The following is an 11,108-nucleotide window of genomic DNA, read 5'->3' as shown; positions in this document are numbered from 1 at the left end:
TCGACGTCGCCCCAGTCGCCACGTGCTTTTTGGTTTGGCGGCGGCGAAGCTGGGGCGCTGCGCGGATCTCCGTCAGGGGTTGGCCAGGCCGCCGCGCTCTGCAGGCGGGCGACGATGTAGCGGAGTCGGGCGTCGCGTTCAGGTCCCCGCAGACGGCGAATCCGTCGTGGGGCCTGAACTCGGCGGCTGCCGACGTCGCCGATGAACTCGGCCTGCGCGACACGTGGCGCACGTCGCTGTCATCCTGGTAAGCGGGTGGGCATTGAGGACGCCAACCCAGCCGTCGCCGGTCGGGACCCGGACATCGTACTGCACAACACGGTCGGGCTCGGTGCCGCCGCCCGGGAGGCGGTAGGTGCGGGCCTCGGCGACGGGCTGGCGGGTGGCGATAGCCAAGCCCTCCGTCGTCGCGTCGTCCGCGCTGCCGACGCTGTAGTGGACGTGGTAGTCGGCCAGTGCGTCGACCAGCTCCAGCTGCAGCCGGGCCGCGGACCCCGGAAAAGGCCGGACCTCCTGCATCGCGATCACGTCTGGGCGCAGCTCCGCAACCATGCCGGAGAACACGCCCATGCGGTCCCGCAGCGGCTCGTTCAGGTTCCAGAGGTTCGCCGACATCACTGTCAAAGGCATGGGATTCATGCACTGTTCTACCTCACACACGACCCCGTTCGCCACCATATTTTGACAAAGAACTCGTTGTATAAATACTTGATACGGGGCGCCTGAACGCCACGCCGACCCCAGCCCGGACGCCGTTAGCAAAACGTGATATTGGGCTTTCTGCAAACCCTTCACAGGGCGTTTCTACTTAACCGGTAAGTGCCGGTCGGAAGCACCATTCGAGCCCCAGAGCTGGGGTTCGTCTGCCCGCGACGAGCACGCCGCGGGCTGGCTGGACGAAAGAAGGCCCCATGACAGCTACCGGAGTAGACCATGAGTAGCGCTGCGCCACCCGGAGCCACCTGCATCGGGTGCCGTACTGGTTGAGGGACGGAAGTAGAAACCCCACCACCTGCCGCCGTGAAACGCCGCCGAGCCGCCCGAGGAAGCTTGATCCTCGGCAATGCTACACGACGTACATCATCGTCGGCATCATCAGCGTGATCCTCAACTTCGCACTACCGCGCTTCATGCCCGGCGACCCCGCCACCCAGCTGATCCGCGACATCACCAACAAGACGGTGCGCCGCCCAGCGAGTTCCAGATGCAGCTGATCAAGGCCTGGTACGGCGATCCTGATCGCTCACTGATCCTGCAGTTCATCGACTACAGCAAGCAGTTGCTGCAAGGCGATCTGGGACGCTCGGCAAGAGTACTTCCCGATCCCGGTCACTGAGCTGATCGGACAGGCGCTTCCCTGGACGCTCTACCGGCCGTCGGCTCAACGATCCTGGATGGATCATCGGCACCTATCTCGGCGCGCCTCGGCTGAGGCCGGGTCGCACGACTCGACTCCATCGTCACACCGCTGTCGATGTTCTTCTCCCCGATCCCCGCCTTCTGGCTGGGCCTCCCTCGTCTGGTACTTCGCCTACGCCAAGGGATGATGGTTCCCCAACCAGGGCGCCTACGACAACGCGCTGGAGATCGAACCTGCTCGACCCGGCCTTCCTGTGGTCGGTTGTGCTGCACCGGTGCTGCCGTTCTTCAAACGCTGGTCCTGGTCGGCTTCCTGCCGGCTGGCTGTTCTCGATGCGCAACATGATGATCACCACGGTCAACGAGGACTACGTGCATCTCGCCCGCGCCAAGGGCCTGAGCCAAAGCCGCGTCCGCAACCGGTACGCCGCGCCAACGCGCTGCTGCCGAACTTCACCGGCCTGGCACAGCGCATCGGTGGCTCACTGACCGCCGTGATCCTGGCCGAGACCGTCTCCATCACCCCGGCGTCGGCTCGCTGCTCTCCCGGCGCGCAGAGCGCCCGGGACTACCCTGTCATGCAGGGCATCATGATGATCGTCATCTTCATGGTGCTGCTGTTCAACTTCATCGCCGACTCTGTACGTCGTGCTCGATCCGCGAACGAGGGAGGTGCACTGACATGCTCAAGCGATTCCTCTCCTTGGCAAGGTGCAGGTCGGTCTCGCCATCATGGCGGTCTTCATCCTGGTGGCGATCTTCGGCCAATGGTTCACCGACTCCGTGCTGGGCATGTCCCCGCAGGACGTGGACTACGCTGCGATCGGCGGCACTCCGCCGGACTCCACTCACTGGCTGGGCACAACCAGCCAAAGGCCAGGACGTCTTCGCCTGGATGATGTACGGCACCCGTACGTCGATCCTTGTCGGTTTCGCCTCAGCCATCATCGGCACAGTCCTCACCGTCGTGATCGGCGCGTGGGCCGGATTCTCCGGCGGCCGGATGGACCGTTTCCTGAACGGCTTCATCCTGGTGTTCAGCAACTTCCCGGTGTTCGCACTGCTGTTCATCATCGCCGCGGCCTTCCAGAACGCGAACTGGCTGATCGTCGCCGTCGTCATCGGCTGCGTGGAATGGGCCGGTGGCGCACGCCAGATCCGCGCCCAGGCGATGAGCTTGCGCGGACGCGACTTCACCACGGCACTGCGAACCGTGGGTGAATCGAACGCCAGGATCATCCTGTCCGAGGCGATGCCTCACCTGCTCGGCGTCATCTCCCCGATGTTCCCTCGGCCTGATCGCCGCTGGCGTGAACATGCAGGCCGCGCTCGCCTTCCTGGGCATCGGCAACCCGTCAGAGCCCTCGTGGGGTCTGGATGATCAACTGGGCGATGACCCAGAACGCCCTGTTCCGTGGCCAGTGGTGGTGGTTGGTAGCCGCCCGGCCTCGCCCTGGCCCTTATCGGTTTCGCAACCACCATGATCAACTTTGGTCTCGACGAGATCACCAACCCGACGCTGTCTACCAAGCGGATGGCAGCTGATGAACAAGTTCCTCAAGGAGAAGAAGGTTCGCGACCAGGCGCGCCGTGAAGCCGCCGCGGAAGGGGTGAGTGCCTGATGAGCGCGACCCCCGCGACGATCGAGACCGAACAGGACATCCTACGCCGGCTCGAAACCTCTCCTGTCCTCCTGACGTGCGTGGCCTCTGCGTCGACTACGTCACCGAAGGCGGCAACATCCGTGCTTGCGACGACATCAACCTGGTGCTGAAGCGGGGCGAGATCCTCGGGCGTCGCCGGCGAGTCCGCGAGCGGAAAGTCGACCCTCCTCAACGCGCTGGGGCGGCTGCAGGCGGATGCCCGCGGCCACGGCTGACGGCGAGATCTGGTTTCACGCCAGCGATGGGCGTCCCGCCGTCGATCTGGCCACGCTGGAAGAAGAGGAGCTGATCCCTTTACCGCTGGACCGACATCTCGATCGTGATGCAGTCGGCGATGGCTTCGCTCAACCCGGCGGATCCGGCTCGGCGAGCAGTTCATCGACGTCATCCAGGCGCACTCCCCGAGGTGAGTGAGTCCGATGCACGCGACCGGGCAGCCACCCTCCTCGAGATGGTGGGCATCGCGGCCGACCGGCTGACGGCCTTCCCTTTCCAGCTCTCCGGCGGCATGGCAGCGAGCGCTGATCGCGTTGTCGCTGGTCTGCGATCCAGACTTGGTCCTGATGGACGAGCCGACCACCGCAGTGGACGTCGTGATGCAGCGCCAGATCCTGGACCACGTGCCGCGGCTCAAGCGAAGCTCGGCTTCGCGATCGTGTTCGTCACCCACGACCTGTCCCTGCTCCTTGAGATCTCGGACCGGATCGCGATCATGTATGGCGGCAAGATCGTCGAGTTGGGCACCGCGACGCGGTTGCATCACGACGCGAAGCACCCGTATACGCGTGCCCTGCGTCGCTCCTTCCCGCCGCTCACCGAGCCCGTGCGGCGCCTGACGGTATCCCCGGCTCGCCGCCTGACCTGCTGAGCCTGCCGCCGGGTTGTGCATTCTCACCGCGCTGCGAAGTGGCGATGAAGGTCTGCCACGAGCGCGTTCCCGAACTGCGCGACATTCCCGGGGGTCGGAGCGCCTGTTTCCTGACCAACGGCGAGCTCCCTGCCGAACTGCTCGAAGCCAAGGAGATCACCGATGTCGAACAGCAGTGAGACGGAGTCGCGATGCGACCGGAGCAGACCGACCAGGTACCCGTGCTAGAGGCACCGCAACGTGTGCCTCTACTTCAACGGCACCGACAACGACGGGCATCCCGTCACCATTCGGGCGCTGGACGGGGTGAACCTGAAGCTGTATCGCGGCCAGATCCAGGCGTTGGTCGGCGAGTCCGGCTCCGGGCAAGACAACCATCGCACGGCTGTTCGCGCTGATCTACAAGGCGACCAGTGGCGAGTTGCTGCACGACGGCAAGCCGATCCGCGTGCGTGGCCTCGCGCGACGCGCGCCTACTACCGCGATGTCCAGCTCGTCTACCAGGACCCGTTTGCCTCGCTGAACGGGCTGAAGAAGATCAGGACCATCATCGGGCGCGTGGTGAAGATCCACTTCCCGCGGCTGTCCATGCGCCAGAACGCCGAGCGCACCGAGGAGCTGCTCACGAGGGTGAACATGACCCCGACGAGCCGATACCTCGACCGCTATCCGACCGACATGTCCGGCGGTCAGCGGCAGAGAATCGCGATCGCCCGCAGCCTCGCGGTCAACCCCGGCGTGCTGCTCGCGGACGAGCCGACGTCGATGCTGGATGCCTCGATCCGACTCGACGTGCTGAACCTCTTCAGGACCTGCGCACGGACGAGAACGTGTCGGTGCTGTATATCACCCACGACATCGCCAGCGCCCGATACCTGTCGGACAGGATCAGCGTGATGTACGGCGGCAAGATCGTCGAGTCGGGTCCCACCGAGGACATCATCGAGCACCCGGTACATCCCTACACCAAACTGCTGCTCAACGCGGCTCCCGACCCGGCGCGGTACAAGGGTTCGGGCAAGCCGACCCATGAGCCGATCACCGACGCCCGGCCCGTCGACACCTCTCAGGAGGTCGTCGGCTGCCGCTTCGCGCCACGCTGTCCCATCGCGACCGCGCGTTGCACCAGCCAGGCGCTGCCGACGTTCGCCGACGCCGACGGCCTGCGTCTGGCGCAGTGCTGGGCGGCCGAGGAAGTGCCCGGGTTCCGCCGTGTCGACCTACCCGACCCCGCCGCCAGCCTGAACGCGAAGCGCGGCTAGGACGAGCCTATGAGACCTGACCGCAGCAGACACCTTCTTCATCCACAGACCCCACCCTTCCGCAGCGAGGACTCGCCCGCTGCACGACCTTCCAAGGAGAGACGCATGACCCAACACAGAATTCAGACCACCTTCGGGCGGCGGACCCTGCTGACCGGAGCGGGCCTCGTGACCGCCACCGCGGCGCTGGCCGCCTGCGGGAACAACAACAACCAGTCCGGCGGACCCTCTGGCGGCCCGACGACCGGTGCCGCGCCGGTGAACACCGCCGGTACGATCGACAACGACGGCGTGCTCACCATCGGCGCAGCTGTCGCCACGTCGAACGTCTTCCCGCAGAACTTCAACGTGTTCGGCGGCGGCGACTCCGCACCCGGCAACGCGCTGTTCTGGGAGACCCTCTTCCGGATCCTCGTCCCAGAACGGCTCCGAACTGGTGCCCAACCTCGCCGAGTCGGTCGTGTACTCGGAAGACGGCAAGGTCGCCACTTACACCCTACGCCAGGGCGTCACCTGGAACGACGGCAAGCCGTTCACCTCCAAGGACGTGGCCTTCACCTACGGCTTCATCTTCGAAGAGCCGAACCCGGAGCCCCGGGAGGACGGCACGTACGCCTGGCTGGCCAAGGCGATCGAGGCCCCTGACGAGCACACGGTCATCATCACCTACAACGAGCCCCAGTTCGTCGAGGACCTGCCGCTTTCGCTGTACTTCCCGATCTACCCCGAGCACATCTACTCGCAGGTCGACCGGCCGAACTACCTGGACAAGGAGCCGGTGGGCACCGGCCCCGGCAAGCTGAAGGCGTTCGCGGGCCAGCTCATCACCATCGACATCCGCGACGACTACTGGGGCGATAAGCCCGCCGGCGTCAAGCAGGTTCAGATCGTTCCCTCGGGCACCGCGGGCAACATCGAGTCGCAGCTCACCCAGGGCAAGGTCGACTGGTCCGAGGGCGGCGCGCCGGGCGTTGTCACCGACTTCGTCAAGATGGACGACCACAACGGCTACGCATTCTTCCCGGACGGCTCGACCCGCGGCATCATCATGGCTACGCACGCCCTGCCGACGTCGGACCTCGCGGTGCGCACCGCGCTGCGTGACTCCGTCGACATGGGGATCGTCGCCACGGCCGGCCGCGTGGGCTACACCGTGCCGTCGGTGACCGGTCTTGACCCGATCATCTACGCCTCCATGCTCAAGCCCGAGTACAAGGATGCGCTGCAGCCCAACATCGAGGCTGCGAAGAAGGCGCTCGAGGACGCGGGCTGGACCGTGCAGAACGGCAACCTGACCAAGGATGGCAAGGAGTACCCGCTGATGCTCCACATCCAGAACGACAACCCCATCGAGATGTCGACCATGCCGATCGTGGTGGATCAGTGGAAGAAGAACCTGGGCGTCGACATCCTCTTCACGCCGCTGCCCAAGGAGGTCTTCGGACCGATGCAGGCCAAGGGCGAGTGCATGCTGTCCCTGTGGACCACCAACGCCGCCGGCGGCGCGTTCCAGGCCTTCACGATGTACATGCACACCAAGATCTACGACATCGGCAACGACAAGGCTGACGGCAACTACGGCCGTTGGAAGATGCCTGACGAGGCCAACGACGCGATCATGGGCATCACCCGCACACCGGCCGACCAGACCGACAAGATCACCGAGTACTGCCAGGTGCTTCAGACGGCGGTCGCGAACGATGCGCCGTACATCCCGGTGCAGAACAACGGCACCGGCGGCATGTACTCCACCAAGAAGTGGAGCGGGCTGAAGGCAGCCGCGGACATCGACTACTTCCCGCGGGTCGGTGGCTACAACAACATGGTGCGCACGGTGCGCGACTTCGCGCCGAGCAAGGCCTGAGTTGGCGTAGAGCTCTGAGCACAATCGGTGGCCCTGTCGCACAGACAGGGCCACCGATTTGCTTGTGCGCACGTCCGAGCCACGCATCCGTCTCCACCAACACGCCGCCCCACGAGGAGCCCAGGAATGACCACCCGAAGAGCCGAGATCACCGCCTTCCAGGAGAGGGCCGGCTACGACCGCTCCATCGACCTTCGCACCGACGTGGTGATGGCGTACGGCATGGACGATACGACGGTGCAGCGCGTTGCCGACTGGCGATCGGCGGGCTACCGCGTGCACATCATGACCGGCATCTCCTGGGGGCACTACGAGGACTACCTCGATGGCCGCTGGAACGGGGTCGAGCACTGGGGCGACGCCCAGACCAACCGCCACGGCGAGACGATCCTGCATGGCCCCGGCGTGCCCTACATGGTCCCCACCATCGACTTCACCGAGTATCTGTTCGCCAAACTGCGGCCCTCCTCGACCTCGAAGTGGACGCGATCCACCTCGAAGAGCCCGAGTTCTGGGCGCGTGGCGAATACTCCGACGCGTTCCGGCGGGAATGGCGGGCGTTCTACGGCGAGCCGTGGCTCCCGCCGCACTCGAGCCCTGACGCGTTCTTCCGTTCGGGCCGGCTGATGCAGCACCTCTTCTCCCGCGCCCTGGAGCGCATCGCCACCAGGCTCCGCGACGAGAGCATTCAGCGCGGAAGAGAGGTCCGGTTCTACATCCCGACACACAGCCTGCTGAACTACACCCAGTGGCAGATCGTGAGCCCCGAGTCGCGCCTTCGCACGCTTCCCGGGGTTCAGGGTGCCATCGCCCAGGTATGGACGGGGACCTCCCGGACGGCAAACGTCTACGCGGGGCGCCGGGCGGAGCGGACGCTAGAGACCGCCTTCCTCGAGTACGGCATCGCTCAGGACCTCACGCGCGGAACCGGCAGGACGCTGTGGTTCCTCCACGATCCGATCGAGGACCACTCTGGGCGGACCTGGGACGACTACTTCGACAACTACCGTCGGACCGTCGTTGCCTCGCTCCTGCATCCAGCCATCAGCCGCTACGAGGTGGCCCCGTGGCCGTGGCGGATCTTCAACAGGGAGTACCGCCGCCGCGAAGGGAGCAACCAAAAGTCGCTCGTTCCTCCGGAGTACGCAACGACCTATCTCGTCGTCATGAACACGCTGCGCGACATGGACCAGCCGGTGATCGAGCCCGCGGCCTCTCCTCTGCGGATCGGCGTCTTCCTCGTCGACAGCGCCATGTTCCAGCGCTGGTTCCCCTCCGAGGATGAGCAGGACAGGCCCCACGAAGACGGCCTCAAGGACGGCGAGTCGCGCGCGCTGCTCGACTTCTCCGCGTTCTACGGCCTGGCCCTTCCGCCGCTGTTCGCCGGCCAGTTCGTGGTCCCGGTTCAGCTCGACGCGGTCCTCGACAACACCTCGATCCTGGACGACTACGACATCCTGGTCTTGAGCTACGAGTTCCAGAAGCCCCTGTCGCCGGCCGTCCACTACGCGCTCGCGGCGTGGGTCGGTGCGGGCGGCACGCTCCTCTATGTGGGAGATGGGGCGGACCCCTATCACGAGACCCGCGCATGGTGGACCGGAAGGTACCCGACTCCTGCGCACCACCTCGCAGAGGCCTTCACAGCGGACATCGCTGACGAGGAGATCCACCGGTTCGGAAACGGCTTCGTGCAGTTCGTGCAGGCTGACCCCGTGCACTTCTCGACGTCGGAAGAGGCCGCGGCCGAGCTCGTCGGTCTTCTCCGTGGTCTCGCCGATGCCAGAGGCAGCCAGTGGCGCGACGGCGACTGGCTGTCAGTCCAGCGCGGCCCGTACGTGATCGGAGCCACGCTGTCCGGAGGCAACGGAGGCCACGACCGTTCGCGGCAGCTTCATCGATCTCCTCGACCCGGCTCTCCCGGTCGTGCAGACAGCCACTGTGCCGCCGAGCGGCGTCGCCTTGCTGCGTGACCTCACCTACGAGCCCGAGGAAGGGGCCGTTCTCGCGTCGGCCGGCCGCATCGACGAGGTCCGTTTCGTCGAGCGGGGCTCCAGTTCGACGTCGAGGCTCCGACGAGGATCGACGTCGTCACGGCCGTGCGCCTGGCGGGCCGTCCGCGCGAGGTGCTGCTCGACGGCACCATCGCCCAGTCGTGGAGTCACGACGAGGCGGCCGGCATCATGTGGATCCGACACCCAGGAGATCCTTCAGGGACTAAAGTGCACATTGCATTGATGTAGAAAACATCGTCGATGCCCCATGAGAGAGAGATGACCGTGAAAGAAACGGGACTGTCGACCGGCCGCGGCCTGCGCGCCTCGCTCGGGGCGGCCTGGGTCGCGGCTCCCGGCAGCCTTGTGCTCAGTCTGGCTGTGGTACTCGTCATGGGCGCGCTGCCCCCGATTCAGCTATGGCTGGTCGGGCTACTCGTCGCGGAGGTCGCTTCTGGGGCGGGTCTCTCCCGTCTCGTCGCGCCCGTCGTCGCCATCGGCATCCTGCTCGGTGTGATGGCCGGCGTGAACAGCCTGCAGAACGCGGCGACCAAGCGGCTGGAGTTCGCGGTGTCAGCCTGGGCCCAGGACCGGCTGCTGCGCAGCGCGACGCAGCAGTCACCCGCGACGATCGAGGACCCGCAGCAACGCGACGCGCTCGAGGCGGACTGGGAGACGGCCCGCAGCAGGGTCGGCCCGCTGATGATGACGTTGTTCACCTGGATGGGGCAGATCGTCACGGTGGTCGGCACGATCATCGTCTTGATGCAGTTCTCCGTGCTGGGCACCGTGTTCATCATCGCAGCGGTCCTGCCGCCGGTGATCGCGGTTCCCGCGATGTTCAGGGCCTACAGCCGCGCCTTCGAGGAGACCGCCGCCCTCGACCGGGTGACGGTCGCCCTCGGCACCTTCACGGTGAGCCCTGACGGGTTCACCGACGCGACGGCCGCCCACTACCAGCCGGTGCTGCGGCGCACCCACAGGTCCTTCGTCCGGCAGTCTCAGGACCAGCACCTCCATGCGATCAACGTGGAGACGAAGGTCCTCCTCTGGTCGGCGCTCGCCACGGCCGCGTGCGTCGTCGCCGGCCTCCTCACCATGTTCCAGGCGGGCACGCTCACCGCCTCCGGGGTGGCCGTGGTGATCGCCTCGGTGACGGTCATGGGCGTGCTGATCAACGTCGTCTTCTCGGCCGGCGACCTCATCAGAGACTCCCTCTTCGTCGGCCGGTTCCTCGACCGGATCGGCGCCGTCGAGCGTCAGCCCGAGCCGGAGGAACCGCGCCGGTCGAGTCCCGGACTCCGGGCGATCGCGACGGCGGAACTCGGATTCACCTACCCGCCGCGTCCAAGCCCGCACTCACCTCCGTGAACGCCACGTTCCGCAGCGGTCAGATCACGTGCGTCGTCGGCCGCAACGGGTCTGGCAAGTCGACGCTGCTCAAGCTCCTGGCTGGCATCTACGAGCCGACGGAGGGAACCCTCGGGCCCCTCGGCGACGACGTCGACGCCGCGCTGGCCGATCTGAGCGCCTCCGTGTTGCAGGGCCTCCCCCAGCCGCCGATCGTGCTCCGCGAGTACCTCCTCGGCGATCAACCGATCGCCGACGACGCGATCTTCGCCGAGGCTGCGGAGCTGGGCATCGACTTCCTGACCCCTGAGATGCTCGGCCGTCGCATCGGGCGCGAGTTCCGCGACGGCTTCGCCGTCTCCGGTGGCCAGTGGCAGCGGCTCGCCGTGCTCCGGCTCATGCTCTCACCGGAGCCCGTGTGGATCCTGGACGAGCCGTCGAGTGCTCTCGACCCGGACGGAGAGCTCCAGATCATGGGTGCGCTCCGCTCGGCCTCTCGCGACCGGATCGTCGTGATCGTGACGCACCGCGTGTCTACGGCTGTCCGCGGTGACCAGGTCGTCCTCATCGAGGACGGGCAGGTCTTGCTCGATGCCCCGCCGGACGTCGCGCGAGCCGACGAGGCGTTCCAGCGCCTCTTCGAAGCTCAGCTCTTCCCCTCCCAGGCTCAGGAGGACATCCCACACAAGGACTCCTGAGCGTCCGGTCGGTCCGCGCCGCGACGGTCGAGTCTGCACCACGCCGCCCTCT

Annotated in this window: 8 protein-coding genes and 5 pseudogenes; 11 read left to right on the top strand and 2 right to left on the bottom strand. The window is 66.2% G+C overall.

The genetic code is table 11. The annotated features are described in order from the left end of the window. Positions 1-138 precede the first annotated feature (138 nt). A complete protein-coding gene (locus IPJ61_RS14225; RefSeq protein WP_297108783.1) occupies positions 139-639 on the bottom strand; it encodes an endonuclease/exonuclease/phosphatase family protein in 501 nt (166 codons plus the stop codon). 434 nt (positions 640-1,073) lie between these two features. Between IPJ61_RS14225 and IPJ61_RS22560 the strand changes: the two are divergent. From IPJ61_RS22560 to IPJ61_RS14180, 9 genes and pseudogenes are all read left to right on the top strand, one after another. Beyond that, positions 1,074-1,547 (top strand): annotated as a pseudogene (locus tag IPJ61_RS22560) (ABC transporter permease family protein); the annotation flags it as partial. Positions 1,548-1,613: 66 nt separating this feature from the next. Further along, a pseudogene (locus IPJ61_RS22275) lies at positions 1,614-1,949 on the top strand (hypothetical protein); the annotation flags it as partial. A 92-nt stretch (positions 1,950-2,041) separates the two neighbouring features. Beyond that, positions 2,042-2,981 (top strand): annotated as a pseudogene (locus IPJ61_RS14210) (ABC transporter permease). A gap of 76 nt (positions 2,982-3,057) precedes the next feature. Continuing rightward, positions 3,058-4,070, top strand: a pseudogene (locus tag IPJ61_RS14205) (ABC transporter ATP-binding protein). Positions 4,071-4,131: 61 nt separating this feature from the next. Further along, positions 4,132-4,788: an ATP-binding cassette domain-containing protein gene (locus IPJ61_RS14200; protein ID WP_297108778.1), complete on the top strand. Its 657-nt coding sequence runs from the start codon at positions 4,132-4,134 to the stop codon at positions 4,786-4,788. Then, positions 4,788-5,153 (top strand): oligopeptide/dipeptide ABC transporter ATP-binding protein, encoded by a 366-nt coding sequence (locus IPJ61_RS14195; protein WP_297108775.1) that lies wholly within the window; start codon positions 4,788-4,790, stop codon positions 5,151-5,153. Before IPJ61_RS14200 ends, IPJ61_RS14195 begins: the two co-directional genes overlap by 1 nt. A 105-nt stretch (positions 5,154-5,258) precedes the next feature. Next, positions 5,259-7,017, top strand: a pseudogene (locus IPJ61_RS14190) (ABC transporter substrate-binding protein). A 126-nt stretch (positions 7,018-7,143) separates the two neighbouring features. Further along, complete coding sequence (locus IPJ61_RS14185) at positions 7,144-7,644, top strand: hypothetical protein (RefSeq protein WP_297108772.1); 501 nt, start codon at positions 7,144-7,146, stop codon at positions 7,642-7,644. Next, on the top strand, positions 7,644-8,987 hold the full coding sequence (locus IPJ61_RS14180) for a hypothetical protein (protein WP_297108769.1): 1,344 nt from the start codon (positions 7,644-7,646) through the stop codon (positions 8,985-8,987). Before IPJ61_RS14185 ends, IPJ61_RS14180 begins: the two co-directional genes overlap by 1 nt. Before the next feature lie 6 nt (positions 8,988-8,993). Here IPJ61_RS14180 and IPJ61_RS14175 read toward each other — a convergent pair whose 3' ends face one another. Next, positions 8,994-9,212, bottom strand: a complete 219-nt coding sequence (locus IPJ61_RS14175; protein WP_297108766.1) for a hypothetical protein — start codon at positions 9,210-9,212, stop codon at positions 8,994-8,996. A 75-nt stretch (positions 9,213-9,287) separates the two neighbouring features. On the opposite strand from IPJ61_RS14175, the gene IPJ61_RS14170 reads away from it, so the two are divergent. Together IPJ61_RS14170 and IPJ61_RS14165 are read left to right on the top strand one after the other, a co-directional pair. Further along, the gene (locus IPJ61_RS14170; protein WP_297108763.1) at positions 9,288-10,379 is read left to right on the top strand and encodes a hypothetical protein; all 1,092 of its coding nucleotides are present in this window, start codon (positions 9,288-9,290) and stop codon (positions 10,377-10,379) included. Further along, entirely contained in the window at positions 10,376-11,056 is a 681-nt protein-coding gene (locus IPJ61_RS14165) for an ABC transporter ATP-binding protein (RefSeq protein WP_297108760.1), read from the top strand. The genes IPJ61_RS14170 and IPJ61_RS14165 overlap by 4 nt, the downstream gene beginning before the upstream one ends. Positions 11,057-11,108: the final 52 nt, after the last annotated feature.

The sequence above is a fragment of the Tessaracoccus sp. genome, assembly GCF_016714275.1.
In the GTDB taxonomy this organism is placed as follows: domain Bacteria; phylum Actinomycetota; class Actinomycetes; order Propionibacteriales; family Propionibacteriaceae; genus Arachnia.
Note: the sequence above shows the minus strand (reverse complement) of the source record. Positions and strands in the feature narration are given on the sequence as shown.